This window comes from uncultured Roseibium sp. (assembly GCF_963675095.2).
Taxonomy (GTDB): domain Bacteria; phylum Pseudomonadota; class Alphaproteobacteria; order Rhizobiales; family Stappiaceae; genus Roseibium.
In genome coordinates, this window is record NZ_CAXXSJ010000072.1 from 40855 (window position 1) to 65789 (window position 24935).

Annotated in this window: 24 protein-coding genes; 11 read left to right on the top strand and 13 right to left on the bottom strand. The window is 63.2% G+C overall.

Annotated elements, in window-relative coordinates; translation table 11 throughout:
* Nucleotides 1-197 precede the first annotated feature (197 nt).
* On the top strand, nt 198-989 hold the full coding sequence (locus tag ABIN98_RS28590; RefSeq protein WP_346915632.1) for a WecB/TagA/CpsF family glycosyltransferase: 792 nt from the start codon (nt 198-200) through the stop codon (nt 987-989).
* On the opposite strand, the gene ABIN98_RS28595 is transcribed toward ABIN98_RS28590, so the two are convergent.
* Entirely contained in the window at nt 982-1731 is a 750-nt protein-coding gene (locus tag ABIN98_RS28595) for a cobalt-precorrin-6A reductase (RefSeq protein ID WP_346915634.1), read from the bottom strand. The two genes, ABIN98_RS28590 and ABIN98_RS28595, sit on opposite strands and share 8 nt — an antisense overlap.
* Nucleotides 1724-2818 (bottom strand): cobalt-precorrin-5B (C(1))-methyltransferase, encoded by a 1095-nt coding sequence (locus tag ABIN98_RS28600; protein ID WP_346915636.1) that lies wholly within the window; start codon nt 2816-2818, stop codon nt 1724-1726. Before ABIN98_RS28600 ends, ABIN98_RS28595 begins: the two co-directional genes overlap by 8 nt.
* Nucleotides 2819-2940: 122 nt before the next feature.
* On the opposite strand from ABIN98_RS28600, the gene cobA reads away from it, so the two are divergent.
* The 3 genes from cobA (at nt 2941) to ABIN98_RS28615 (ending at nt 6770) form a co-directional block, all read left to right on the top strand.
* Nucleotides 2941-3804, top strand: coding sequence for a uroporphyrinogen-III C-methyltransferase (gene cobA, locus ABIN98_RS28605; RefSeq protein ID WP_346915638.1), 864 nt, complete (start codon nt 2941-2943; stop codon nt 3802-3804).
* Between the two features lie 9 nt (nt 3805-3813).
* On the top strand, nt 3814-5118 hold the full coding sequence (locus ABIN98_RS28610; protein ID WP_346915640.1) for a cobyrinate a,c-diamide synthase: 1305 nt from the start codon (nt 3814-3816) through the stop codon (nt 5116-5118).
* 83 nt (nt 5119-5201) lie between these two features.
* Nucleotides 5202-6770 (top strand): serine protease, encoded by a 1569-nt coding sequence (locus ABIN98_RS28615; protein ID WP_346915642.1) that lies wholly within the window; start codon nt 5202-5204, stop codon nt 6768-6770.
* 10 nt (nt 6771-6780) lie between these two features.
* Here ABIN98_RS28615 and ABIN98_RS28620 read toward each other — a convergent pair whose 3' ends face one another.
* Complete coding sequence (locus ABIN98_RS28620; protein ID WP_346915644.1) at nt 6781-7407, bottom strand: methyltransferase domain-containing protein; 627 nt, start codon at nt 7405-7407, stop codon at nt 6781-6783.
* 184 nt (nt 7408-7591) lie between these two features.
* Between ABIN98_RS28620 and ABIN98_RS28625 the strand changes: the two genes are divergently transcribed.
* Nucleotides 7592-8020, top strand: coding sequence for an RcnB family protein (locus tag ABIN98_RS28625; RefSeq protein WP_346915646.1), 429 nt, complete (start codon nt 7592-7594; stop codon nt 8018-8020).
* A gap of 317 nt (nt 8021-8337) precedes the next feature.
* Nucleotides 8338-9384 (top strand): IS110 family transposase, encoded by a 1047-nt coding sequence (locus ABIN98_RS28630; RefSeq protein ID WP_346915648.1) that lies wholly within the window; start codon nt 8338-8340, stop codon nt 9382-9384.
* Between the two features lie 433 nt (nt 9385-9817).
* Here the strand turns inward: ABIN98_RS28630 and cobM are convergent, their stop codons facing one another.
* Genes cobM through ABIN98_RS28665 form a run of 7 tightly spaced genes read right to left on the bottom strand, consistent with a single transcriptional unit; the run spans nt 9818 to nt 16409 of the window.
* Nucleotides 9818-10597: a precorrin-4 C(11)-methyltransferase gene (cobM, locus tag ABIN98_RS28635; protein ID WP_346915650.1), complete on the bottom strand. Its 780-nt coding sequence runs from the start codon at nt 10595-10597 to the stop codon at nt 9818-9820.
* Nucleotides 10594-12450, bottom strand: coding sequence for a precorrin-3B C(17)-methyltransferase (cobJ, locus tag ABIN98_RS28640; protein WP_346915652.1), 1857 nt, complete (start codon nt 12448-12450; stop codon nt 10594-10596). Before cobJ ends, cobM begins: the two co-directional genes overlap by 4 nt.
* A complete protein-coding gene (gene cobI, locus ABIN98_RS28645; protein WP_346915654.1) occupies nt 12420-13145 on the bottom strand; it encodes a precorrin-2 C(20)-methyltransferase in 726 nt (241 codons plus the stop codon). The genes cobJ and cobI overlap by 31 nt, the downstream gene beginning before the upstream one ends.
* Before the next feature lie 4 nt (nt 13146-13149).
* Nucleotides 13150-14355, bottom strand: coding sequence for a precorrin-6y C5,15-methyltransferase (decarboxylating) subunit CbiE (cbiE, locus tag ABIN98_RS28650; protein WP_346915656.1), 1206 nt, complete (start codon nt 14353-14355; stop codon nt 13150-13152).
* A complete protein-coding gene (locus ABIN98_RS28655) occupies nt 14352-14579 on the bottom strand; it encodes a hypothetical protein (RefSeq protein WP_346915658.1) in 228 nt (75 codons plus the stop codon). Before ABIN98_RS28655 ends, cbiE begins: the two co-directional genes overlap by 4 nt.
* A complete protein-coding gene (locus tag ABIN98_RS28660; protein ID WP_346915660.1) occupies nt 14572-15243 on the bottom strand; it encodes a precorrin-8X methylmutase in 672 nt (223 codons plus the stop codon). Before ABIN98_RS28660 ends, ABIN98_RS28655 begins: the two co-directional genes overlap by 8 nt.
* A complete protein-coding gene (locus tag ABIN98_RS28665) occupies nt 15240-16409 on the bottom strand; it encodes a sirohydrochlorin chelatase (RefSeq protein ID WP_346915662.1) in 1170 nt (389 codons plus the stop codon). Before ABIN98_RS28665 ends, ABIN98_RS28660 begins: the two co-directional genes overlap by 4 nt.
* A 429-nt stretch (nt 16410-16838) precedes the next feature.
* Here ABIN98_RS28665 and ABIN98_RS28670 point away from each other — a divergent pair, with 429 nt between their 5' ends.
* Both ABIN98_RS28670 and ABIN98_RS28675 read left to right on the top strand, forming a co-directional pair.
* Nucleotides 16839-17252 (top strand): carboxymuconolactone decarboxylase family protein, encoded by a 414-nt coding sequence (locus tag ABIN98_RS28670; RefSeq protein WP_346915664.1) that lies wholly within the window; start codon nt 16839-16841, stop codon nt 17250-17252.
* 94 nt (nt 17253-17346) lie between these two features.
* Nucleotides 17347-17865 carry an ACT domain-containing protein gene (locus ABIN98_RS28675; RefSeq protein ID WP_346915666.1) on the top strand — a complete coding sequence of 173 codons (519 nt, stop codon included), beginning with the start codon at nt 17347-17349 and terminating at the stop codon, nt 17863-17865.
* Here the strand turns inward: ABIN98_RS28675 and ABIN98_RS28680 are convergent, their stop codons facing one another.
* The 3 genes from ABIN98_RS28680 to ABIN98_RS28690 all read right to left on the bottom strand — a co-directional run bounded on the left by ABIN98_RS28680 (nt 17866) and on the right by ABIN98_RS28690 (nt 21919).
* A complete protein-coding gene (locus ABIN98_RS28680; protein WP_346915668.1) occupies nt 17866-18627 on the bottom strand; it encodes an acylneuraminate cytidylyltransferase family protein in 762 nt (253 codons plus the stop codon).
* The gene (locus tag ABIN98_RS28685) at nt 18627-20363 is read right to left on the bottom strand and encodes a radical SAM protein (RefSeq protein WP_346915670.1); all 1737 of its coding nucleotides are present in this window, start codon (nt 20361-20363) and stop codon (nt 18627-18629) included. Before ABIN98_RS28685 ends, ABIN98_RS28680 begins: the two co-directional genes overlap by 1 nt.
* A gap of 251 nt (nt 20364-20614) precedes the next feature.
* Nucleotides 20615-21919 (bottom strand): NtaA/DmoA family FMN-dependent monooxygenase, encoded by a 1305-nt coding sequence (locus tag ABIN98_RS28690; protein ID WP_346915672.1) that lies wholly within the window; start codon nt 21917-21919, stop codon nt 20615-20617.
* A gap of 134 nt (nt 21920-22053) precedes the next feature.
* On the opposite strand from ABIN98_RS28690, the gene ABIN98_RS28695 reads away from it, so the two are divergent.
* Genes ABIN98_RS28695 through ABIN98_RS28705 form a run of 3 tightly spaced genes read left to right on the top strand, consistent with a single transcriptional unit; the run spans nt 22054 to nt 24922 of the window.
* Nucleotides 22054-22851, top strand: a complete 798-nt coding sequence (locus ABIN98_RS28695) for an ABC transporter ATP-binding protein (protein ID WP_346915674.1) — start codon at nt 22054-22056, stop codon at nt 22849-22851.
* Nucleotides 22848-23861: an iron ABC transporter permease gene (locus tag ABIN98_RS28700; protein WP_346915676.1), complete on the top strand. Its 1014-nt coding sequence runs from the start codon at nt 22848-22850 to the stop codon at nt 23859-23861. The genes ABIN98_RS28695 and ABIN98_RS28700 overlap by 4 nt, the downstream gene beginning before the upstream one ends.
* Nucleotides 23858-24922, top strand: coding sequence for an iron ABC transporter permease (locus ABIN98_RS28705; protein ID WP_346915678.1), 1065 nt, complete (start codon nt 23858-23860; stop codon nt 24920-24922). The genes ABIN98_RS28700 and ABIN98_RS28705 overlap by 4 nt, the downstream gene beginning before the upstream one ends.
* Nucleotides 24923-24935: the final 13 nt, after the last annotated feature.

Sequence of the window (24935 nt, forward strand, 5' to 3'; positions counted from 1 at the left end):
ACGATTAAATGCTACGAATTATTTATTTGTGAAAAAAGATTAATGTTTTGATCATGTGCCGTTTAGGTTCCGGTTAACCTAATAACGCTTCGGCAATCGAAATTTATTCAGTTTTTACGAAAGAGGCCTACATTGCCCTCCGTAAAACGGCCTAACCGAATGCAGAATAATAATCGTTAAGGGTCTGAGCAGTCCGAATGTTGGCAAGAAACCAGGATATCGATTTCAGTCGAGAGATCGATTCAGCGAAAATCGGTCCGCTGAACATATTGCGCATGGAACGGGCCGAGGCGATCGACCTGATCCGTACGTCTGTGCTTTCGCGCCAGCGCATGGACATTGCCATCTGCAACGCCCATACGATCCTGTCCGCCCTCGATGATCCCGCCTATGCGGAAACTCTTCAGTCGTTGACGCTCTTCAATGACGGTATCGGCGCCGAACTGGCGAGCAAGGTCCTGCATGGCAAAGGCTTTCCGGACAATCTGAATGGCACGGACCTTATTCCCGCGATCCTGCGCAACATCGGCGTCCCGTTACGGATTTTCCTTCTCGGAGCGGGTGAGGAACAGGTCCGGGCAGCGGGCGTGCACATCGCAGAAACCTATCCGCATCACACAGTGGTCGGGGTTCGAAACGGCTACTTCGATCCGAGCGATGTAGACCAGATCTGCGAAATGGTGAAATCCGCAAGTCCCGATCTGCTGCTTGTGGGCATGGGCAACCCGCGTCAGGAACATTTCATCGCGCAGCATGGCGACCGGATGGGTGCCACGGTGGCGATCGGTGTCGGCGCGTTGTTCGACTTCATGTCCGGTGCCGTCATCCGGGCGCCAAAACCGATCCAGAACATCGGGCTGGAGTGGCTGTTCCGTCTTCTTCAGGAGCCGCGCCGGCTGTCCAAACGCTACCTGATCGGTATTCCCAGGTTCTTCTTCAAGGTTCGCGGCCTGAAACGATCCGGCAAGGCATCTGCAAGCTCTAAGTGACGGTCCGCGCGACCAGGCGCAGGACGTCGTCGCAATCGCCAAAAGTTTTCGCGCTTGCAGGTGCAGGGCGCTCGATCATGATCACCGGAATCCGTAACCGCCGCGCCGCCTCGATCTTCGCATGAGACCGGCTGCCGCCGCTGTTCTTCGAAACCAGGTGGGTGATCCGGTGGGCGCGCAGGAGATCCTCCTCCGCCTCCACGGCTTGTGCTGGACGGCTCAACTCCAGATGCCAATGATGGGGAAGCGGCACATCCGGCGGCTCGATCATCCGCGCCACAGCGAACAGATCCGTCCGATGGGTGAAGGCTGCGATTTCCTTGCGGCCGATCGCCAGAAAGACCCGCGCCTCAGCGGGAAGCCGTTCGGCAGCCTCCGCAAGGCTTGAAACATGCTCCCATCGATCGCCGGATTGCTGTTTCCACGCCGGCCGCTCGTACCGGATCAACGGCACACCCTTGGTCTTTGCGGCCTCCACGGCGTTTCGGCTGATCTGGTCCGCGAAGGGATGGGTGGCATCGATGATGAGTGTCACGTGTTCCTGATCGATGAACGCCGCCAGACCTTCCGCGCCGCCGAACCCGCCGGTTCTAGCCGGAATACCCGGATCGGCAATATCGGAAACCGCACCGGCAAAGGAGACGGTCAGCCCGACATCGGGAAAGCGTTCAGCGAGCGCGTGCGCCAGTCGTCTGGCTTCGGGTGTTCCCGCAAGGATGAGGATATGGTGCTTTTTAGTCATCCCAGCCGGTCTCCCCGGTCACATGACCGTTGCGGTCGACGATCAGCACTTCCACCTCGACCGGCGCGCCGCGCAGGATCTCCAGAACGGCCCATTTGGCCTTGCGCGCCAAAGGCGCGCTGAGGTCGATCCCGCCTTTCAGCGACAGGTCCAGCACCTCCTTGGCCGTGTTCGCGCAGAGCGCGGCCTCGTATAGCGCCTGGGGAGCGTCCTGCTCCGCGAGTAGGTCCGCCAGGAAGGTGAAGTCGACCCGGCTGCGGGCGGAATGCAGGTCGAGCGCGCCCTGCGCCAGCTTGGTGAACTTGGCAAAGCCCCCGGCAAGCGTGAGACGGGCGACGGGATGGGCGCGGAGGTATTTCAATAACCCGCCGGCAAAGTCGCCCATATCGAGATAGGCAGCCTCGTCGAGATCGTAACGGGCGCGCACGGCTTCCTCCGAAGTCGAACCGGTTGCGCCGACCACATGGGTCATGCCTGTTGCCCGGGCGACATCGATCCCCCTGTGGATCGAGGCGATCCAGGCGGCACAGGAGAAAGGCCGCACGATACCTGTGGTTCCGAGGACGGACAGGCCGCCGACGATGCCAAGCCGGCCGTTCAGGGTCTTTTTTGCCAGCTCCTCGCCACCTTCGATGGAGATTTCGATTTCCACGTCTCCGGCAAGGCCGGTCTTTGCCGAGACCTCGGCGATCGCCTGCCGCATCATGTCCCGCGGCACCGGGTTGATCGCCGGTTCGCCGGGAGGGATCGGCAGGCCGGGGCGGGTGACGGTACCGACGCCTTCGCCGGCCTTGAACACGACACCGCTTCCCGCCGGTAACAGCCGCAGCGTTGCGCAGACCAGCGCGCCGTGGGTCACGTCCGGATCGTCGCCGGCATCCTTGATGATTGCGGCCGCAGCCGAGGTCTTGTTCAGGGCATGGCGGGCAAGCGCGAAAGCGGTGGTTCCACCCTTGGGGAGAGAAATATCCACAGGGTCCGGAAAATCGCCGGTGGCAAGGGCGGTAAAGGCCGCCTTGGTCGCCCCCGTGGCACAGGCGCCCGTCGTCCAGCCGCGTCTGAGATGTTGAGGATCGGCTCCGCTCATGGCTGCCTTTATAACGTGAAATTCGCCTGTGGCACCGGTGATTTACAGCCCATGTCGCATCCGCGCGCATTCAGGTTGCCATTGCGCTTGGCGTTCCCGGCAAGGCCGGATAGAACGGGATCATGTCGACGGAAACAGAAATCGCGAACCTTCCCGGAAAACTGCCGGTTTTCGAACCTGGCTGGGTCTGGCTGGCGGGCGCTGGGCCTGGGGATCCGGGCCTTTTGACCCTCCATGCCCTGAACGGTCTCAGGCAGGCCGACGTGATCGTCTACGATGCGCTGGTCGATGAGAGTATCTTGTCTTGGGCAAGCCCCGAGGCCCACCTGGAATTTGCGGGCAAACGCGGCGGCAAGCCCAGCCCCAAGCAACGCGACATCACCCTGAAGCTCATCGACTATGCGAAGGCCGGCAAGAGGGTATTGCGCCTGAAGGGCGGCGATCCCTTTGTCTTCGGCCGGGGCGGCGAGGAAGCGCTCGGCCTTGTCGGCGCCGGTATCCCGTTCCGGATCATTCCCGGCATCACCGCCGGCATCGGCGGTCTGGCCTATGCCGGTATTCCGGCAACCCACCGCGATACCAACCAGGCGGTGACCTTCCTGACCGGTCACGACCAGACCGGACTGACGCCGGATGCGATCAACTGGGAAGGGATAGCCGCGGGCTCACCGGTGATCGTCATGTACATGGCGATGAAACACCTGGAAACCATAGCCGGCAAACTGATAACCGGTGGACGGTCTGTGGATGAGCCTGTGGGCATCGTGTGCAACGCTTCTTTAGCCGGCCAACAGGTTCTGGAAACGACGCTCGGGCGCTGTGCCGCAGATGCGGCGGCGGCCAATCTGGAGCCGCCGGCGGTCGTCTGTGTCGGCGAGGTGGTGCGCCTGCGTGCCGGTCTCGACTGGATGGGTGGGCTCTCCGGCCGTCTGCTGGATGCCGACCCTCTCGGGCTGTCGAAGGCTCGTCAGTCCGATGCCGGATGAAGGCGCGGGATGCAAGAGGGTAAACCAAAAGGCCTTCTGATCGCCGCGCCCCAGTCGGGAGCTGGCAAGACCACCGTGACCCTGGCCCTGCTTCGGGCGCTGAAAAACGCCGGCCGGGAGATCGTCTCCGCCAAATCGGGGCCGGACTATATCGACCCGAAATTCCACGAGGCGGCAAGCGGCCTGACCTGTATCAATCTCGATGCCTGGGCCATGACGCCGGAGACGGTCCGCGCACTTGGGCGTTCTCACGCAGAAACTGCCGATCTCCTGATCGTGGAAGGCGCCATGGGGCTCTTCGACGGGGCGGCGAACGGCAGGGGATCGGCAGCGGATCTCTCAGCTTGCCTCGGCGTGCCGGTCGTCCTGGTGGTCGACTGCAGCAAGCAGGCCCAGTCGGTCGCAGCCCTGGTCAATGGCTTTCGAACGTTCAGACCCGATGTCACGGTCGCCGGGGTGATCCTCAACAAGGTGGGCAGTCCGCGCCACGAAAAAATGCTGCGCGACGCGCTGGCACCTCTCCCCATATCTGTGCTCGGGGCCTTGCCGAGGATGGACGGGCTGGTTTTGCCCGAACGCCATCTGGGTCTCGTACAGGCGGAAGAACACGGGGATCTCGACAGTTTCCTGGATCAGGCGGCCGCTCTTTGCGCGGAACGGATTGATCTGCACGCGCTGGCCGGTTTGGCCTCACCGCTCGCACGGCCCCAAGAACCCGCTGCGGTCCTGCCGCCGCTCGGCCAGCGGATCGCGATCGCCCGCGATGTCGCCTTCGCCTTTTCCTATCCCCATGTGCTGGCGGGATGGCGTGAGGCCGGGGCGAACGTGAGCTTCTTTTCGCCGCTTGCCGACGAACTGCCTGATCCTGACGCCGATGCTATCTTCCTGCCGGGCGGTTACCCGGAACTGCATGCAGGAGCGCTTGCCGCGGCTAGCAAATTCCGCAAGGCCATGCGGGAGGCCGCCGCAGATGGCACCCTGATCTACGGCGAGTGCGGCGGCTACATGGCCCTGGGCGAGGGGCTAATTGATGCCCAAGGTGCGCGTCACGAAATGCTCGGCCTCCTGCCGCTCGAGACGAGCTTTGCGCAACGAAAACGCCACCTCGGCTACCGGGTGCTCTCACCCCTTTCAGATCTGCCGTGGACACGAGAACTCGCGGCCCATGAATTCCATTACGCGACCACCCAGCGCGAAGGAAACGCGGAGCGTCTTTTTGCGGCCACCGACGCGGAGGGAACGGCTGTGGCCGACATGGGCCTGCGCGCGGGAAGCGTCATGGGTTCTTTTGCCCATGTGATCGGTCTGCGCTGATCCGCAATCTTATGCAAAGACAAGACGGTTTACTTGTCCTGCCGCTTTCGGGATGATCCGAGAGGGGGGATCAGACCTAGACCATGACCGATGACGCTGATCTGGAAGAGCCGCCGGCAATCGCCGCGCTTCATCATCTGACGGGACCGTCGCGCGGGCGGACGTCCTGGCTCAGTCTCGGTCAGCATGATGTGATCCTGAAGCCGACGGGCGAATTTCGGATTGTCGGCGAACCGGACGGCGGGCCGGTATCGGCCTGCCGGGCGCGGTTTCGGCGCGCTGGCGGCACCTATCTTGTGGAGCCTTGCGGCGGAGGGACCATCTGGGTCAACCGCGCACCGGCACAGGAAAAGCAGCTCTCCAACCGCGACATGATCGAATTCGGCGAGGACGGCCCGCTGTCGCGGTTCGAACTCATTGATGAGAGGCATCCCCTTCACCGCCCGATTCCGGATATCTTCAAGGATGCCCTGGCCTATTTCAGGGTCAGCCGGCGGCCGGTTCCCCGTCGTGCCCTGAGCGCCCTGTCGCAGCTTGCCGGTGAACTGGCCCTGCGCACGACCGTCCTGTTCCGCATCATGATTGTCGTCGCCGTCCTGGCGATCGCGGTTATCGCCTGGCAGCAGAGCCGTCTGATCCGTGACCTGGAAGAAACTGTGGCCGCCGGCCAGCAGCGTCTCGATGCGGTGGCAGCCGCCCTTGCGGTCGCCCGCGAGGAGGCGCTCGGGCCGCAGGATCTGACCCTGCTGCGCCAGGACGTCGGCCGTCAGTTTACCGCTCAGGTCAAGCGGCTGGAGGAACTGGAACAGCGCTGGCAGGCCGGTGCGCATATCGTGGCCCGATCTTCCTCCTCGGTGGTGTTTTTGCAATGCGCTTTCGGCCTGCGCGATCAAGCGTCGGGGCGCTTGCTGCGCCAGGTCGTTGACGATGAGGGGAAAGCGCTGATCGGGCCGACGGGCAATCCGCTGCTGTCGCTTGAGGGCACAGGGCCGGTCGCGGAGCGCCAGATCGTCGGAACCGGCTTTTTCATTGCCGGATCCGGTCTGATAGCGACCAACCGGCATGTTGTCTTTCCCTGGGAAAAAGATGCGGCCGCGAAAGCCGCGGCGATCGTCGGCCTTGAAGCGGTGATGCTGAAATTCATCGCCTATATCCCCGGCGAGCCGGACCCGTTGGAAGTCGTGCCGGAGGCCGTAAGCGATGACGCGGACATTGCTCTCCTGGCGGTCAAGGGCGAGGCGCCGGCCGTTCCCGGGCTGGAGATCGCGGAAACCCCGCCGGCGGTCGGCGAGGATGTCATCGCCATGGGCTATCCTGCCGGCCTGCGCTCCATGCTCGCCCAGTCGGGCGTGGCCTTCATCAAGTCACTGCAGGAAACCAAAGAGATCGGGTTCTGGCAGATATCCGCCCAATTGGCGAAGGCAGGCTATATCAAGCCGCTGGCCAGCCGCGGCATCGTCGCCCAGATGACCCCGTCCGCCCTGGTCTTCGACGCAGAAACTACCCATGGCGGCAGCGGCGGCCCCGTCCTCGACAGCCACGGTCGCGTCATCGCCATCCAGTCGGCGATATTGCCGGAATACGGCGGTTCCAATCTGGCGGTACCGGCATCGGAACTGAGGAAACTGCTGACCGGCAAACCGGTGAATTGATCCCTGCAGTCTAAACGGCTTCCAGAATGCAGAGCCGGCAGAAGATGCCTTCGTTGCCGTGATAGGGGCTGTGCCTGATCTCGCGGATCCGGATCAGTCCCTTTGCATTCAGATCGTCGATATAGGTGTTGAAGCCGTCTGCCTCCCACGCAGTGTCTCTGACCGTGAGCACGATCGGCGCGCCGGGCTTTGCGATACGGATCAGCTCGTCAAGTCCCGTGGGCCCCACATGGCCGTTGGTGAAGGTCCCGGCACTGACGATGCCGTCGTAGCTATTGTCGGCAAGGTCGAGTTTTCCCATCAGGTCGCCGACGATGAGTTTGCGGTAGGCTTTTGTCCTTGCTGCTTCATCGAGCATGCCCTGGGTCAGGTCGATCCCGTCGATCTGCAAACCGGCTTTGCGCTTTTTCAGTTCGACCGCGACCAGTCCGGTGCCGCAGCCGGCATCGAGAATTTCTGCACTATCGGACACGCGTGCGGCGAGCGCCTCGGCGGTGATGACGTGTCCGACATAGCCGATCGTGTCGATCATGTCGGTGTCGTAGGTATCCGCCCAGTCGTCGTAGAACTCGGTGATCCTGGTCTTGTCGCCGCCGAGCGAAATGGCGCGCAGCAGCAAGGGGTTTTCCGGCGACATCGGCATCCTCCTTTGCAGATCGAGCGCAGACCTTAGCGATCGGACAGGAGACAGGCAAACTGCCGTCGCGAGATGCGTGTGGTAAGGCGGGGCAAAGCCACCCGGCACCACAATATCACCCCATTCACCTGCTGTTCAGAAACCGGGAACTAGAACGGGAGGTAAAAACTTCAGGAGTAGAAACATGCAGAAAAACAATGGGTTACACACAGCAATAATTGTCGCAATGGCCTGTGTCCTGGGTGCGTCGTCGAGCTTTGCAGCAGGTGCTCCCCAGCAGCCGCCGCAGAAGCAGGAGCAGCCGAGGAAACAGGAACAATCTAAGAAACAGGCACCGCAACCGGCCAAATCCAAGACCCAGCCGAAGGCGGCCCAGCCGGGTAAAAAGCCGGGTTCCCAGTCGCAAAAGCCGGCCGCAAAAGCGCAGCAGCCGAACTGGAAGAAGAAGGGCGGACAGATGCCCCAGAATGCCCGGGGTCCGCAGGTCGACTACCGCCAGCACAATCTGAAGAAGCCGCCGGAAGGGTACCGCTGGGTCCGCAACGGTGACGACTTCGTGCTGATCGCGATCACCACCGGGATCATTTCGGCAATCGTCAACGCCACACGCTAAGGCGAAGCACCAGACAAGCGGAAACGGGGTTTCCCGTTTCCGCTGCCGGTGCCATGGTCCGTTCCACTGGTGTCCGGTTTAAGTTTGACTGAATATGGCAATCCGTTTGATCTGAGATTTTGTTGTCATCCCAGCGAAGGCTGGGATTCAGTAATCTATTGAATCTGCTATCTTTTCCACTCGCAGACCACACGGCGTACTGAATCTGCTATCTTTTCCACTCGCAGACCACACGGCGTACTGTTGGGGTGGACGGCCCCTACGGCATCGATGTGCCAGAATGAGGTTGTTAAAGATCTCAAACGATGGAGCCGTCCATGAAGAATATTAGCCGCGTTGGAATGGATACGTCCAAGTCTGTTTTTCAATTGCATGGTGTGGATGCTGGGGACCATCCGGTGTTGAGCAAGAAGCTTCGCCGTCGTCAGGTTCTCGACTTTTTTGCCGGCCTGCCTCCGGCGCAGGTGGGCCTTGAGGCCTGTGGAGCCTCGCATTATTGGGCTCGGGAGTTACGGAAGTTGGGGCATGAGGTCGCGCTGATCCCGCCGCAATACGTCAAGCCCTATGTGCAGCGGAGCAAATCGGACGCGGCGGACGCGGAAGCGATCTGCGAGGCGATGAGCCGTCCGAAGCTGGCCCGGACCTTCGTGCCGGTGAAAAGTCCAGAGCAGCAAGCTGCGCAGATGCTGGCGAAGCTGCGGGGGCAATTCCTTGGCCGGCGTACGCAGCTTTCCAATTCGATCCGCGGCTTTGCGGCAGAGTTCGGTCTGGTTGCCCCGAAGGGTCTGTTCCAGCTTGACCGGCTTGTCGAGCGGATCCGCGCGGACGAGACGCTGCCGGAGATGGCACGGGATATGTTCGAAACGCTGGTTCGTGACTACGCGCGAGTGGACAAGGAGATAGCCGATCTCAACGCAAAACTGCGAGAGCTTCACCGTGCCGATGAACTCAGCCAGCGGCTGTCCGGCATCCCGGGCATTGGTCCGGTTGGTGCGACCCTGCTGGCGATCAAGGTGAGCAACGCGCATGCCTTCAAATCGGGGCGCGATTTTTCTGCCTGGCTCGGCCTGACGCCGAAAAACCATTCCACGGCAGGCAAGAACCGGCTCGGTGTGATCACCCGCGCCGGGGACGAGATGCTGCGCGCCACCCTGGTTGCCGGCGCAAGCGCCGTTCTGCTGCAGTGCCGGCAGGGGAGGATCAAAACGCCCTGGCCCTGGTTGGAGAAACTGTGTCGTCACAAGCCGCACAAGCTGGTTGCCGTCGCGCTCGCCAACAAGCTGGCGCGCATCGCCTGGAAGCTGATGGTCAGCGGCGAAACCTATCACCCGCGGTCACCGAAGGAGCAACCGGGACTCGCCTGACGATAGACAAAACACTTGCCCCGGCCAAAGACAGGCTGGCGCGACAGAGGAACTTGCGAGGGAAGATGAGAAGGTGTGTTCGGTCGAACCGAGGCGGATGGGAAATACCGTGGGATCCAGTGGCGGCTTCAAGGCCGATATCGCTGTACTGTTTGGACCCCATCCGCTGCGGAACCCATCTTGGCCAGCGGCAAAACGGCCGCAAAGCAGGCCGTACATATGACCGCAAGCGATCCGGAACACCTGCCAACTTCAACCTTGCAACCACGGGGCCGTCCACATATGGATCCCGGTCTTGCCGCTACCGCGCCAAACCGGGATGACAAGTGGGGAGGCCATCGCGTGTCTCTATGCCGAACGATCTGAAATTCTTCAATCTTTCGAATGAGATATATGAGAAGCCCAACATTAAACCGGACAGCTGTGGGTCCGTTCAGTCCTTCGATGCGGCTTTCTTTTTCGGCCGCAGCACATGCACGTGATCGGCGTCGTACAGGGCGGAATCGCGGAAGTCCTGAGCGGGCTTCAAGGCGTGGCCGACGAAGATCAGCGCGGTGCGGGTGATCTTTGACTTGCGCACCTTTTCCGCAATGGTCGACAGGGTTCCGTGGATGAAGGCCTGGTCCGGCCAGCCGACCCGATAGGCGACGATCACCGGACAGTCGGGTCCGTAAAGCGGTGCTAGTTTGCGCTCGATTTCGCGCAGGTTTCGGATCGACAGGTGAATGGCAAGGGTCGCGCCGCTCCGGCCGAGCGTCTCCAGATCCTCGTTGTTCGGCATGGCCGAGGACTTCATCGAGGTGCGGGTGACGATGATCGTCTGCGCCACCTCCGGGATGGTGAGTTCCATCTTGAGCGCGGCGGCCGCCGCTGAAAAGGCCGGCACGCCGGGAACGACCTCGTAAGGAATGCCGAGCGCATCCAGCCGGCGCATCTGCTCCGCGGTCGCGCCATAGATCGACGGATCGCCGGAATGAACGCGGGCGACGTCGGCCCCCTTGGCATGGGCTGCTTCAATCTCGGCAATGATGTCGTCGAGCGTCATCGGGGCCGTGTCGATCACGCGCGCTTCGTCCGGCGCCGCTGCGACGATTTCCTCCGGCACCAGCGAACCGGCGTAAAGGCAGACCGGGCAGGACTGGATCAGCTTCAACCCGCGCACGGTGATCAGGTCCGGGTCGCCGGGTCCCGCGCCGATGAAATAGACCGTCATGCCGTTTCTCCTGTTTTTTCTTCTTCTGTGGTGTTCTTGGGCGCGTCGATCCGCTTGGCGTAGCCGCGTGGCGTATAGACGAAAGGCCTGCCGTCGCCGCGCAGGACCGCCCGGCTGTTAGAGGATCCGACCAGAACCGTTGTCAGCATGTCGACCTCGTCGACAGTTAGCGCGCCGAGCGTGGTGACGCGGAGCGTTTCCTCCGGGCGTCCGAGATTGACGCCGAGCACCACCGGCGTGTCGGCGGGCCGGTGCGCCAGCAGGATTTCGCGCGCGGAGGCAAGCTGCGACCGGCGTCGCTTGGAAACCGGGTTGTAGAAGGCGACGACGAAGTCGCCTTCGGCCGCCGCCTTGAGCCGCTTTTCGATCGCCTCCCAGGGGGTGAGCAGATCGGAAAGGGAAATGGCGCAGAAATCGTGGCCGAGCGGCGCACCGATCCGGGCGGAGGCCGCCTGCAACGCGGATATCCCCGGCCCGTTGATCAGGCTGACGCGTTTTGCGGCATCGGAGACACCGCCGTTGTCCTTATCCCGGTCGAGCAGTTCATAGACCAGCGCACCCATGGCATAGATGCCCGAGTCACCCGAGCAAACCAGCGCCACGTTGCGGCCTTCGCCGGCCCGCTCCAGGGCAAAGCGCACCCGGTCTTCTTCCTTGCCGAGCGCGAAGTCGTGGCGCGTCTTGCCCTTGATGTGGGGCGCGACGATGTCGAGGTAGAGCGAGTAGCCGACGACTTCGTCCGCTTCCGCCAGCAGGCGCGTCGCCTCCGGCGTGCGCCATGCGTCCTGCCCCGGCCCGATGCCGATGACCGAAAGATGCCCGCGCGCACGGCCGACCCGGTCCGGGTCGACCGGCTCCGGCGCCCGGGCAATGGCGACGGTCGCATTAGCCGTCTTCTGCTTTTCGGCAACCAGTTCGGCGTCGCTACCGGCTCCTGCGAGTGCGGCGCCTTCGGAGACGCCGTGACAGCCGACTTCCTCGAAGACGACATCGGAGGGATTTTTCAGCCGGGGCGTTTCCTGTTCCAGCCGGTCTGCGGAAAAGACCCGGAACGGCACTCCGAGATGTTCTGCAAGCGCGGTCATGGCCGGCTCGTCCGCCTTGAGATCGAGACTGGCGACACAGGCAACGCTGCCCACCGCGATGTTCGCGTCTGCGAGCGCGGTTTCGATAAGACCGATCAGTTCCTGGGCGTCACAGCCCCTGGCGCAGCCAACGCCGACCACATGGGTCTGCGGGTGGAACACCAGCCGCGTCGGTGAGCCCTCTTCCGGTTTCTCGGTCACGGCAAGGGTGATCGCTGCGTCGTCGCTTGTCGAAAGCGCGGCCTGTTCCAGCCAGTCGGGCTTGCCTTCGATGCGAACGGCGGCTCCGGATAGCAGTTCCGCCATCACCGGCTTGGCGTCTTCCGGGTTGGCGATCTTCCAGCCTTTCGGCGGGGCGTCCAGCGCGATCCCGAGCGCGGTGTCTCCAGCCGTCGTCACCGCCGCATGGCCGTCAAGATGCCCCGCGATCCGGCGCGCCAGGTCATTTGCGCCGTGGTGGCCACCGAGAAGCGGCACGACGCTTTTGCCGTCTTCGGAAACCGCAAGCACAGGCGGCTCCGCGCGTTTGTCGGAGAGAAGCGGCGCCAGCGCGCGGATCAGGATGCCGCTGGCGCACACACCAACAATCGGATGCCCTGCGGAAAACAGCATGCGGATATGGGCGATGGTCTCGCTGAACAGCGTATCCGCCTCGCGGATCCGGCCGGCAAGGCCGTGGATCGCGGAACCGGGAAGGCCGGCTTCGATGCGCTTCGCGGTTTCAAGACCTGCGGAATTCAGGACGAGGATGATGGGGGAAGCGTCCACGCTTCGTCTCCCTTGTAAATGAGGATCATGGAAAAATAAGGCGCCTTGTCGCCGGTGAACTCGGCAAGCGGCAGCACCTTCTGTTCGTCGAGGCTGGCGCGCTCCACATAGCCGGCCTGTGCGGTCAGGCCGAGGTCGTCGAGCAGGGCCTTGAGACGGCCGACATGGCGGCCGACCTTCATGATGGCGATCGACTGGGCGCTGTCGATCCGGGCGCGGATGTCGTCGTCGGGCAAGGTGCCCGGGATCACGGTGAGGACGTCGGTGCGGCTCGTTAGCGGACGCCTGAGCGCCGCCGCGCAGGCCGTCAGCGAGGTCACGCCCGGAACGATCACCGTCGGGTAACGCGCCGACAGCCGTTCGAACACATACATGTAGGAGCCGTAGAAGAACGGATCGCCCTCGCACAGGGTGACGACATTGGTGCCGGTGTCGAGCACGTCGGCGATTTCGTCCGCTGCCCGGTCGTAGATTTCCTTTGCCGGAAACCGGCTCTCGCGCATCGGGATCACGACCGGAATTTCCCGGACATCGTCCGGAAAATAGCCGGCGGCAATGGCGCGGGCGAAGCTCGGGCCGGTATCCGGTGCGGGATAGGAAATCACCTTCGCCGTCGAGATCAGCCGGTGGGCCTTCAGCGTCAGCAGTTCCGGGTCGCCGGGGCCGAGCCCGACCCCGTAAAGAGTTCCTGTCATGGTGTCAGTCAGCTTCCTTGATCAGGTGCCATTGAGTAACAGGCATCAGCGGCCGCCAGCCGGTGAGCCCGCCGACGGCGCCGGCCCGCTCCACGGAAATCCGGGTGAGCCCGCCGCCGAAGCGCCGATGGGCATCTAGCAACACGGTCTCGCCCTCCAGCGTCACCGCATTGGCGACGAGCCGTCCGCCGGGCTTGAGTGCGTCATGACAGGCATCGACGATGCTGTCCGCCGTCAGCCCGCCGCCGATGAAGATCGCATCCGGCGACGGCAAGCCATTCAGGCCGTCCGGTGCGGTTGCGTCGCGGATATCGAGACCGGGAACGCCGAGCGCGAGCGCATTCTCGGAAGCCAGCCCACGCCGGTCCGCGTTCGGCTCCAGGCCGATCGCCCGGGCACCGCGGGCAGAGCGCATCCATTCAATCGCAATGGAACCGCAGCCGAGGCCGATGTCCCACAACAGCGCGCCCGGATGAGGCATGAGTTGGGCAAGCGTGACCGCGCGGACCTCGCGTTTGGTCATCTTGCCGTCGTGCACGAAGGCGTCATCGGCGAGGCCCGGAACGCGGGGCCGGAAGGCAGTGCCCGGATCGGCGGTAATCTCGAGCGCCAGCGTATTGAAATCGGCAACTGCCTGGTCCCAACCGTCGGCATGGCCGGAGACGACGCGCTCCTTATCGCCGCCCATATGTTCCAGAACGGTCACGCGGGACTGGCCGTAGCCCTGCGCGGTGAGAAGGTTCGCGACGGTTTCCGGAGTTTCGCCATTGCTGGTCAGCGCAAGGATTTTCGCGCCCGGATAGAGGAAACCGCTCAGGGTTTCGACGGGCCGGCCGTGCAGCGAAATCGTCTCCACATCCTGCAGCGCCCAGCCCAGGCGGGCGGCGGCCAGCTGGAACGCCGACGGCGCGGGCAGGACACGGATCTCGTCCGGAGCGAAGGTGCGGGCAAGCGTCGAGCCGATACCGTACCACTGCGGATCGCCAGTGGCGAGCACGGTGACCGGTTTGCCACGCAGGGCATTCAACTCATCATAGACCCCCGAAAACGGGCTCGGCCATGTCTTTTGTTTGCCGTCTATGCAGTCAACCAGTTCGAAATGCCGAGCGCTGCCGTAGACGACCTCCGCTTCTGCGAGAACCTGCCGCGCAGCTTCGGAAACAAAGCCATCCTCGCCGATGCCGATCAGGGTGAGCCAGCGTGTCGTCATTTGTCTTTCCGCCGGTAGGGGCGACGCGGCTTCGGCGGGTCCAGTTCCCGGGGCGTGCGTTCGTTGACGGCGCAGTGAGAGAGCATGCCGCGTGAGCGGGCCGGCTTGCCCTCATCCTTGTCCTCCGGCGCCGGGTTGCCGCCATGGGACAGAAATCCGTAGGAGCGCAGCTGCGGCTTCTTCGCCGAGGACTTCAGTTCGTGTTTTTTGTCGTCGTCAGCCACCGGCGGTCTCCTCCGGCAGGCCGGCGGCAAGCGCATTGACCGCGGCCGCCGCCATGGCCGAGCCGCCGCGCCGGCCGTTCAACGCGATGTAGGAAAGGCCGAACGGGTTTTCGGCAAGCGCCTGCTTGGATTCCGCAGCGCCAACGAAGCCGACAGGAAAGCCGAGGATGACGGCCGGTTTCGGCCCGCCGGTGGCAATCATCTCCAGCAGGTGAAACAGCGCCGTCGGCGCATTGCCGATGGCAACCACGGCCCCTTCGAGCCGGTCCCGCCACAGCTCAACCGCGGCCGCAGACCGGGTCGTTCCAAGGTCTTTGGCAAGGGCAGGCGCGCGCGCATCGTTCAAGGTGCACAGCACGTCGTTGTTGGCCGGCAGGCGGGAGCGGATGATGCCATGGGCGACCATTTCCACGTCGGTGAAGACGGGCGCACCCCGAGCCAGGGCGTCCCGGCCCGCCCGGACGGCACCGTCGGAGAACATCAGGTCCTTGACGATATCCGTCATGCCGCAGGCATGGATCAGCCGGATCGCAACCGGTTCCATCTCCGCGGGCAGAAGGTCGAGCGCTGCCTCCGCGCGCACGGTCGCGAACGACTGCCGGTAGATCGCCAAAGGGTCGTGCTCATAAGTATAGAGCGGACCGGAAGGCACCGTTTCGCTCACCCTTTTCGTTCCATCGATTTCGGCCCGAGCGGATGGTCCGCATGCGGGTAGGGGTGATGATGGTGGTCATGCCCGTGCCCGTGGTCATGCCCGTGATCGTGGTCATGATGGTGGTTGTGGGAATGCCCGTGATCATGACTATGACCATGCCCGTGGTGGTCATGCCCATGCGCGTGATCATGGTCATGATGGTGGTGGCCGTCATCATGATGGTGATGATGGGCGGCAGCCCGGACCTTTTCCTCGCAGGCGCCGGTGCAGAATTCCTCGCACAGCTGGCATTCGGCTTCCGCGCCCAGGCCCTCCACGTGATGGTGATGGCTTTCCTGCGCCAGGCCGATCTCGGCCTCGAAGCCGAGCACCTGTTCGCGGTACTTGCACATCTGGCAGTTCATCACGTTGGCGCCCTGCAGGATTTCCTGCACGCGGTCGGCCATGGTGTCGATCACCTGTGGGTGGTCGTTCAGATAACCGGCCTTGATGAACTCGATGTCAGGATGTCTGGCCGCGACTTCGTCTGTCGTGGAATAGATCCGCTGCACCAGAACACCGGTGAACAGGAAATACGGGAAGACGACGATGCGCTTGTAGCCGAGCTTCGCGGCATGTTCGAGCCCTGGCCCGGTCAGCGGAAAAGTCACGCCGGAATAAGCGGTCTCCGCCCAGCCGAAGCCCATGCCTTCCCAAAGCAGTCGGGTGATCTTGGTGACGTTGGAGTTGGCGTCCGGATCTGAGGCGCCGCGGCCGACCACCATCAGCAGCGTGTCATGCATCGCCACGTCGCCGCCGGCTGCTGCCAGCGCCTCGCGGATGCGGTCGCCGGCTGCGCGCACCATGCGCGTATCGACGGCAAGTTCGCGGCCGTAGGTGATCTTCATCTCCGGGTGCTGCGCCTGATAGGTGTTGAGCACGGAGGGAATATCGTTCTTGGCGTGGCCGGCGGCAAACAGCATCCCCGGCACGGCAAGCACATGGGTGCAGCCCTCGGCGCGCAGGCGGTCAAGCCCGTCCTTGATCACCGGGTTGGCGAATTCCAGGTAGCCGTATTCCACCGGCCAGTCGGGAAAGCGCTTCTTCAAAGCTTCCGCGAGCTTCGCGAACTGCCCGACGGCGCCCTTGTTGCGGCTGCCATGGCCGCAGATCATCAGTCCGAGTTTTTCACTCATCGGGCGGCCTCGGCACTCTTCAGCATTGGAAAGTCTCCCTCGTCGTGGTCACGGTGGTCTGCACGGCCGTGATCTTTTGCTGGCGTCCGGCGAGGGGGAGAAAGCGGGCGCCAAATACACACCGCCCCGCTCCGTGAGAGCAGGCAGGGCATCAACGTCGACAGCTCCGGACTGGGTCCCCGATATGGGTCAACCGTCACCGGAATCGCTTTCAGTCCCTCGGGGGGACGCCGTCCAGTGGCGGCCAAGCTAGTGGAGCGCGGTTTCCGGATCAAGCGTCAATCCGACAGGAAAAAGTATGAGAGCGTCCTGACCGGCCGATGTCCGGCGGAAAGCCAAAGAGGACAGACTGCGGCACCATGGGACTTGCGCCGCGACGGCCGGGGGGATGGAATGGGACAACCGATTTGAAAGCCAGAGGAGACGTCCATGTCCACCGTCAAACTCGTGTCAGACGAAGAAGCGAGCGGTCTCGTCGCCGAGGTCTTCGCCGATATCCGCAAGACCCGGAAAACCGATTTCATCAACAATTTCTGGCGGGCGATCGCCGTGGACGGGCCGCTCCTGAAGGCGACCTGGGAAGAGGTCAAGGGCGTCATGGCCGTGCCCGGGGAACTCGATCCCATGACCCAGGAAATGATCTATGTCGCGGTGTCTATCGCCAATGCCTGTTCCTATTGCGTGCATTCGCACACCGCGAGCGCCCGGGCCAAGGGCATGACCGACGCCCAATATGCGGAACTGCTGAAGATCGTCTCGTTGGCCGGAAAGACCAACCATCTGGTCACCGCCATGCAGGTCCCGGTGGATCCGGCCTTCGATCTTTCAGCGCCAAAAGATTGACAACCTTTCATTGTCTGTCAGGGATTTTGGTAATCTAGTAGTGTATCCGGACGCTGCGACGGTATTGCGCCCGAACTCGTGAAAAGGAACATCCATGCTGAACCATCTGGTTTTTACTGTGATCGCGCAGGATCGTCCGGGCCTGGTCGAGCGTCTTGCGGATGCCATCGAGCAGGCCGGCGGAAACTGGGTGGAAAGCTCGATGGCGCGTCTTGGCGGCGAATTCGCCGGGATCGTCAGCGTCGAGATCCAGGATGATGCGATCGACAATCTGCATGCCCATTTCGACAGCCTGCTGACGGACGGCATCGCCATCACCCTGCGCTCGGATGTGCACAACAACGAGGACCCCACTGGCAAGGCCGCCCATCTGGATCTGGTTTCCCAGGACCATCCCGGCATCCTGCGCCAGATCACCCGTGTCCTGACCCGCCACGGCGTAAGTATCGAACACCTGGAAACCGCCGTCGTAGCCGGCTCCATGTCCGGCGAACGGCTGTTTAAGGCCACCGCCGATCTGCGCCTTCCGGACGGCATGGAACCGACGGAACTGAGCGAAGCGCTCCAGGCCACCGCCGCCGACATGATGGCGGATCTCAATCTGGTGGAATGATCAGCCGGTCTTCACCCTCAGCGGGCGGCCGGCGAAGGATGGACCGCCGTAGGCCTTGACGTAGCCCTTTTCCACCAGGAACTCCGCGTAGTGAAAGTCGTGGATTGTGTCGATGTCGACCACCTTGACGTCGTCCGGCACGCGGAAGCCGCGGGAGCCCGGGCCGATCAGATAGGCGTTGAGCTCATCGATGCGATCCGCATCGACGATCATCGCCCAGGCGGTGAACTCGAAGCAGGTCGGATAGTCCTGGCGCCGGTAATACCGGTTCGGATCGTAGTCCACATAAGACGAGATCTCGCCGTCGTCCGACAGGTTGGCGCACAGGAACGGATGGGTGTCCGGCGTCTTGAAACCGACCACGCTGCTGCAATCCTCTGCCGCGTTGTAACAGGCGATGATGTCCGAAAGCTGCTTGGCGGTGCGGAACGGATAGGTCGGGTAGAGCACCAGAACAGCATCCACCTGTTCGCCCATCGTCCGCAGGGCTTCGATGAAATCCGCGATGACCGCCTGCATGGTCGAGACGTTGCAGGCGAGCGTGTCCGGCCGATAGTAGGTCTGCGCGCCGAAGGAGGCGCCGATGTTCAGATACTGCTGGCTGTCGCTGTTCAGATAGGTGGCGGAAATATCCGGGCAATCGAGGGCCGGCAGGATGCTGTGCGCGACCAGCGGGATGCCGTTCAGCATCTGGATGTTCTTGTCCGGCAGACCCTGGCTCCCCGACCGGGCCGGAATCATGGCGACGATATTCTTCTTCATCAGAGGCCCAGCACTTCGTCCAGTTTTCCGGCATCCAGCATCGACCGAACCTCTACAAACTGATCGTCTGGCATGTCGCTGTAATTCAGGGGGCGGCCGTCGCTGTTGGCGATCATCTTGCTCGCGTCGTTCAGCTCCAGCACGTATTTGCGGTAGTTCTCGTCCGGCACCGGCTGCTTCGTCTTCGCATCGAAGGTCAGGCCGAACACCTCACCGAGCGATTCCATCACCTTCGGCGCCTGGAACATTTCGGTGCCCGGATAGGCAGTCGCGGTGAACAGCGCCTTGTTGATCGAGGCAAGCGCGCGCTTGTGCTCGTCCGATCCCGGCGTCAGGCCTTTGGAGATTTCCTCCTCCTGCCAGCGGATGAAGGCGACGCTGGTCTGGAGATCGGCGAGCGTTTCGCCCGGATAACCCATGATCCAGGTACAGTTGCCGTGAATGCCCGACGCATAGGTGTTGCGGATGCCTTCCACCATGGTCAGCGGGAATTCGTAGCCGTTGATTTTGGTAATGCCGTTGGACAGCATGAATCCGCCCTTGCCCATGGCATCCAGCGTCCTCGCAGCGGCGGATTCCGCGCCGAAGCCGATATAGACACAGCCGGCGCGGGCCATTTCGTCGACCCGGCGCACATCCGCCTTCTTGTAACCGCCGTTGCGGTCCGGGCGCAGATCGGCGGCCTCGTCCAGCCGGCCATGGGTTCCCCACTGCAGCTTGCCGTCGCGGGCATAGGGCTCCAGGATGTCGGCCAACTCGGTGATCCGCTTCGGGCTCACCATGAAATTGTCGTCCAGAAGCGCGATGAACTCCACGCCGTAGCAGTCCCGGTAGTGCAGGAACTCGTCGGCGATGTTCTGCGCGCTGCGCACACCGTAATTGCGCTCGCCCTGTCCGCCGCGGAAGCAGAACTTGCAGGCAAACGGACAGCCGCGGCTGGAAATGGTGGAGATGCTGCGCGGCATGTCGAAGCTGGTCGCGGAACTGTTCTTTGCCGACCCGCCCCAAACGGGCGTGTTCAGATAGGTCTCCAGCACCGGAAATCCGTCGACGTCTTCCTGTAGAAGGTCATAGGCCGGCCAGGGCAGGGCATCGAGATCCGCCGTCCGGAAGCCCTGATAGAAGAACCGCGGGCGCCCGTTCTTGGTGTCGTGAAAATAGGGCGCCAGCCGTCCGGATTTCTCGGCGCGGTCGAAGCCGAGGTCGCGGATCGTCTTGGCATCGAGCGCCATCTTCAGGATGACGTCGTCGCCCTCGCTGTGGGATACCGCGTCGAGTTCCGGTATCCAGTCCAAGAGGGTGGTACGGAACTGGGTCGCAAGGCCGCCGCCGCTGACCAGCATGGCGTCCGGATCCAGATCCCGGATGATCTTCGCCACTTCCGTCTGCCACGGCAATGTGGTGATCAGGCCGGACAGGCCGATCACATGCTGTGGGCCGATCTTGTCCAGGGTGCGCGACAGCAGCGCGCGGGCTTCCGCGAAGGTCAGCGAGCGGCCGGACTCCAACCCGCGCCGTGCCGCTTCCTCGTCCTGGATACGGTAGATATTCAAATCGACGATATTGGGTTCGGCGCCGTATGCGCGCAGGCGCCCTGCCAGCAGCGCGGGGCCCACCGGCGGATTGTTCGGCCGCGCCTGCTCACGAATGGGCATGTTGATCAGGAGCACCTTCACGCCTTTCAGCGCGTTGGACCCGAGCGTATCCGGAAAGCTTGTTGGAGCGACAAAGTTCATCACTGCCTCGCCGAGAAGTCCCGGGCGAACAGGTGGTCCGGAGTACCCCGGCCGAAGGCGGCAACCCTAACTGCTTTCAATCTCTGTTCACCGTCGGACTTATCGTATGATCGGGTTGGTCCAAGTCATACTGGGACAGTCATTAACCAATCGATAATATCTTGCAAAATGCGAAAGGCGGTAGGTCCCGGCAGAAAAACCGGGAAATGATCCACGGCTAATCGCATCCTGCCCGGGCGAAAACGGGCAGGTTACTCCGTGAGGTGGTCGAGAAAGGTCGTACCCGCATAATCCTGGCGGAACAGGCCCTCCTCCGCCAGTGCCGGCACAAGTTGCTCCAGCACCAGCCGCATGCAGTCGACCGATCCGCCGGGCACGGCAATGAAGCCATCCATAGCGCCGGCTTCGGCCCAGGCGCGGATTTCCGCGACGGCGTCGTCCACCGTGCCGATCAGCTGCCAATGGGCGGAGCCGATGACTTCCGGACGCATCAGCAAGTCCGCCAGTCTGGGCTCCTCGCGCAGGATCAGGCGTCGGAGAAGGTCTGAATGGGTTCGGCTGCGGACCTTCTGCGGCGGTTCCGGCAGATCGGCTCCGGTCACGGCCCTGTCGTCCTCCCACTCGGTAAGGTCCAGTCCGGTCATGTCGCGGATCGAAGTGATCTTGCGGGCCCGGTCCACACGGGCGTGGGTCTCGGCGAACAGGTCCCGAGCTTCCTCCCGGCTGCCCGCCAGATAAAGGCTGAGACCCGGCAGGACACGAATATCATCCGCCTTGCGGCCGTGCCCAACGGCGCGCTCGCGCAGGTCCTTGCGCAATTCGGTCGCCGCGTCCCGGTCCGGCGTGGACGCGAAGATCGCATCGGCGATGGACGCGGCAAAATTGCGGCCCGCGGGGGAGGCGCCCGCCTGAATGAGCGGGATCCGGGTTCGGCCGCAAGCGGGCAGGTTCAGCGGACCCTTGACGCTGAAATGAGGTCCCTCGTGATCGATCGGCCGGATAAGGGACGGATCCGCGTACCGCCCGCTGGCCCGGTCGACTCTCAGGGCCTCGTTTGGATAGCTGTCCCAGAGCCGGCGCACGACCCCGGCGAATTCCGCGGCTCGGTCATAACGCTCCTGGGGAGAAGGCATGGCGGGGAGCCCGAAGTTCTCGTTGCCGTCAAGGGCGGTAACGATGTTCCAGCCCGCCCGCCCGTTGCTGATCCAGTTGAGGGACTGGATTTGCCGGGCGATGACATAGGGCGGATAGAAGGTCGTCGAAACGGTCGACAGCAGGCCGATCCGGGAAGTCTCGCGCGCGATGGCCGCCAGTAGGATCGTCGGGTCGAGCGCTGAAAAACCCGGTCCGTCCTCCAGCACTGCCGCGTTGAGAAACAGGCTGTCCGGACGGAACACGAAGTCGAGCTTTGCCGCCTCGGATCGCTTCGCAATGTCGACATAAAAGTCCGTGCCGAAGATACCTTCGATGTCGCTGTCCGGGCGCCGCCAGGCATCGCCGTTGAGCCATGTGGGCGCCAGAGACATCCCGATGTGCAGCTTGTTTCGTTTCGTCATGCAGACGCTCCTTTCGGCGCGGAATTCGCTGATGCAATGGATTTTGCTCTCCGCATTGTGGAATGCGTTTCATTTTTCGAATTGCTGACTGTAATACTCTAGTTTAGGTTCCGCGCAAACGTGGAATCTGTGGAGTGCACAGGGTGCTCGAAGCGACAGACATTGCGGCCTCTTATGGCCAGGTCCCGGTTTTGGAGGGATTATCCGTCCGGTTTGACCGCCGCCGGCTGACGGCACTGGTGGGTCCCAACGGTTGCGGCAAATCGACCTTCCTCAAGGCCGTCATGGGATTCATGCCGATTACCGGGGGCAGGATCACGCTGGACGGGCAGTCGGTCCAGGGCATCGGACGCCGGGCCCTCGCGAGGCGTATCGCCTATCTGCCGCAGGAAAACCATTGCCCCGACTACATGACGCTGGGCGAACTGATCGAACTGGCCGGATATGCGCGCTATTCCCTGATCGGTGGCCCGTCGGCGCGGGACCGGCAGCTGTTTAGCGAGGCGCTGGAGATCGTCGGCCTTTCCGGCATGGCGCGCAGGCCGGTTAACGCGTTGTCCGGCGGCCAGCGGCAACGGGCCTGGATCGCGATGGTGCTCGCGCAGGATGCGGAGATCATCCTGATGGACGAGCCGGTGAACCATCTCGATGTCAAATATCAATACGCGGTTCTGGAACTGGTGCAGGGCCTCACCCGGCGGCTCGGCAAGACCGTCGTCACGGTTCTGCACGATCTCAATCTGACGACCGCCTTCGCCGACGACGTTGTGATGCTCCTAGACGGACGGGTCGTTGCGGCCGGACCGGTGAGCGAAACGGTCAATACGGACAATGTCAGGGACGTCTTCGGGCTTGAAACCGACATCTTCGACCGGTCCGGGCGCCTCATCTGCGTGCCGCGGATCTCCGGCGCGCCGGCGGTAACCGCATGAGGGGACGCTTTTCCATCCTGGCGGTCGCCTTTCTCGTCCTGCTCGCTAGCCTCTATTTCAACCTGTCGACCGGGGCCACGTCCATCGGACCCGCGGAGGTGGCCGGTGCCCTGTTCCGGTTCGATCCGGAGAACTACGACCACTACATCGTTCTCTATCAGCGTCTGCCCAGGGCATTGATTGCAATCTATGTCGGTGTGCTCATGGCTTCGGGCGGGCTGGTCCTGCAGGGGCTGACGCGCAATCCGCTGGCCTCGCCGTCGACCCTGGGCATCAACGCCGGAGCCACGCTCTTCGTCGTCGCCGGCGCCTATCTGTTCAATCTGGGGATCGAGGCGCAGGGGGGCGCGGCCCTTGCTGGCGCTGTGTTCGGTTTCCTGAGCTGTTTCGTCGTGGCGCGTCTGGCCGGGCTCTCGCGGGATCCGCGCGGGCTGGCGCTGATCCTGTCGGGTGCGCTGATCTCGATGCTGTTCATCGGCATTGCAAATGCATTTCTTCTGTCCGACCCGGCCGGGCGGACCGATTTCCTCGGCTGGGTGACGGGGAATATCAACCATGTCTACGCTGCGCGCCTTTACAGGTTCTGGTGGATCGGAGCGTTGGCCTTCGCCGGGCTGCTGCTGCTCGCGCGCCCGCTGACGCTGATGACGCTCGGACATGAAAAGGCGGCTTCGGCCGGGGTCAATGTCGTCCGGGTTTCCCGGCTGGCAATCGCGGCCGTCATGCTGGGTGCCGGCTCGGCGGTGGCGATCTGCGGGCCGGTGGGCTTCGTCGGCCTTGTCGTCCCGCATATCGTGCGTCCGCTCGCCGGAGCCCGGTTCGGCGTGAACCTGCCTGCCAGCGCCCTTCTGGGGGCGACTGTCTGCCTGCTCGCCGATCTTGTCGCGCGCCAGGCCTTCGCGCCCTTCATTCTGCACACCGGGCTGATCATGGATCTGGCGGGAGGCGTGGTCTTCGCCCTGATCGTCAAGCGATACTATCTCTCGCCGGCCGTAGGGAGGCACGCATGAGACTGGGCCGGGCGACCGACGGCAAACCGGTTCTGCGTCTGAAGACCGGACTGCAGATCAGGCTGGGCAACCTGGGCGCGGCGGGTTTTCTCGGTCTGCTCGCCGTCGTAGTGACGGCGGTCGCGCTCGGCGTCGGCGCGACCCGGCTGGGGATCTGGGACCTGCCCGGCATTCTGACCGGCGGATCCCTGTCCGGCGAACAGGCATTCGCCTTGTGGAGTGTCCGTCTTCCCCGGGCGCTGATCGGTTTCATGGCCGGATGGCTGGTGGCGATGACCGGGGCGATGCTCCAGTCCCTTGCCCGCAATCCGCTCGCTGATCCCGGGCTGTTCGGATTGAGCCAGGGCTCGATGCTGATGATCATGCTGCTGATCGTGTTCATGCCCGATGCGCCAAAGGAAGCGATCCCGCTGGCAGCCCTTGCGGGCGGGCTTTGCGTGGCGTTTCTACTGATCTGGCTGGTCGGCGGCAGCCATTCCAGCGGACTTGCGATCCTGCTGATGGGCATTGCTGTCGAGACGGTCCTGTCGTCGATAAGCTCGCTCCTCATCCTCTACACGCCGAACGAGACCTCCTACGCCCTGTCGGACTGGCTGGCCGGTTCGCTCTTCCAGGCGAGCTGGACGGGGATCGCGGCCCTTGCTCCCTGGTTCCTGCTGAGCCTGCCCGCCGCCTTTCTGATCGGGCGGGCGCTGCGTTGCTACGACCTGGGCAACGAGATGGCGCTGGCGCTGGGCGAGCCGATCAGGTGGTCGAGGCCGGCGATCCTGGTGATTGCGGTGCTGTTGAGCTCCGCTTCGGTGACCGCGGTCGGGCCACTGATTTTCCTCGGCGTCATGGCGCCGCATCTGGCCGGCTTCCTGTCTCCGTCCACGGGTCGTGTCCGGCTGATCCTGTCGGGATTGACCGGCGGAATTCTCGTTGTCGGCGCTGACAGTCTGACGCGGGGTCTGGGCGGAGAAGTGGCCTTGCCGATCGGCCTGAGCCTGACCCTGCTCGGCGTCCCGTTGTTCATCATCTCCCTGCGCCTGAGGGCGCTTCGAAACATGCAGACCGACTGAAAATGAGGAACAC

What these genes read in the sequence shown, in the direction of transcription:
- ABIN98_RS28665 (WP_346915662.1), bottom strand. Translation starts at nt 16,409, where the DNA reads ATGAGTGAAAAACTCGGACTGATGATCTGCGGCCATGGCAGCCGCAAC.
- ABIN98_RS28595 (WP_346915634.1), bottom strand. Translation starts at nt 1,731, where the DNA reads ATGACTAAAAAGCACCATATCCTCATCCTTGCGGGAACACCCGAAGCC.
- ABIN98_RS28705 (WP_346915678.1), top strand. Translation starts at nt 23,858, where the DNA reads ATGAGACTGGGCCGGGCGACCGACGGCAAACCGGTTCTGCGTCTGAAG.
- ABIN98_RS28620 (WP_346915644.1), bottom strand. Translation starts at nt 7,407, where the DNA reads ATGTCGCCGGAAAACCCCTTGCTGCTGCGCGCCATTTCGCTCGGCGGC.
- ABIN98_RS28590 (WP_346915632.1), top strand. Translation starts at nt 198, where the DNA reads ATGTTGGCAAGAAACCAGGATATCGATTTCAGTCGAGAGATCGATTCA.
- ABIN98_RS28670 (WP_346915664.1), top strand. Translation starts at nt 16,839, where the DNA reads ATGTCCACCGTCAAACTCGTGTCAGACGAAGAAGCGAGCGGTCTCGTC.
- ABIN98_RS28680 (WP_346915668.1), bottom strand. Translation starts at nt 18,627, where the DNA reads ATGAAGAAGAATATCGTCGCCATGATTCCGGCCCGGTCGGGGAGCCAG.
- ABIN98_RS28690 (WP_346915672.1), bottom strand. Translation starts at nt 21,919, where the DNA reads ATGACGAAACGAAACAAGCTGCACATCGGGATGTCTCTGGCGCCCACA.
- ABIN98_RS28675 (WP_346915666.1), top strand. Translation starts at nt 17,347, where the DNA reads ATGCTGAACCATCTGGTTTTTACTGTGATCGCGCAGGATCGTCCGGGC.
- cobM (WP_346915650.1), bottom strand. Translation starts at nt 10,597, where the DNA reads ATGACGGTCTATTTCATCGGCGCGGGACCCGGCGACCCGGACCTGATC.
- ABIN98_RS28685 (WP_346915670.1), bottom strand. Translation starts at nt 20,363, where the DNA reads ATGAACTTTGTCGCTCCAACAAGCTTTCCGGATACGCTCGGGTCCAAC.
- cobA (WP_346915638.1), top strand. Translation starts at nt 2,941, where the DNA reads ATGTCGACGGAAACAGAAATCGCGAACCTTCCCGGAAAACTGCCGGTT.
- ABIN98_RS28700 (WP_346915676.1), top strand. Translation starts at nt 22,848, where the DNA reads ATGAGGGGACGCTTTTCCATCCTGGCGGTCGCCTTTCTCGTCCTGCTC.
- ABIN98_RS28610 (WP_346915640.1), top strand. Translation starts at nt 3,814, where the DNA reads ATGCAAGAGGGTAAACCAAAAGGCCTTCTGATCGCCGCGCCCCAGTCG.
- ABIN98_RS28600 (WP_346915636.1), bottom strand. Translation starts at nt 2,818, where the DNA reads ATGAGCGGAGCCGATCCTCAACATCTCAGACGCGGCTGGACGACGGGC.
- ABIN98_RS28615 (WP_346915642.1), top strand. Translation starts at nt 5,202, where the DNA reads ATGACCGATGACGCTGATCTGGAAGAGCCGCCGGCAATCGCCGCGCTT.
- cobI (WP_346915654.1), bottom strand. Translation starts at nt 13,145, where the DNA reads ATGACAGGAACTCTTTACGGGGTCGGGCTCGGCCCCGGCGACCCGGAA.
- cbiE (WP_346915656.1), bottom strand. Translation starts at nt 14,355, where the DNA reads ATGACGACACGCTGGCTCACCCTGATCGGCATCGGCGAGGATGGCTTT.
- ABIN98_RS28630 (WP_346915648.1), top strand. Translation starts at nt 8,338, where the DNA reads ATGAAGAATATTAGCCGCGTTGGAATGGATACGTCCAAGTCTGTTTTT.
- ABIN98_RS28625 (WP_346915646.1), top strand. Translation starts at nt 7,592, where the DNA reads ATGCAGAAAAACAATGGGTTACACACAGCAATAATTGTCGCAATGGCC.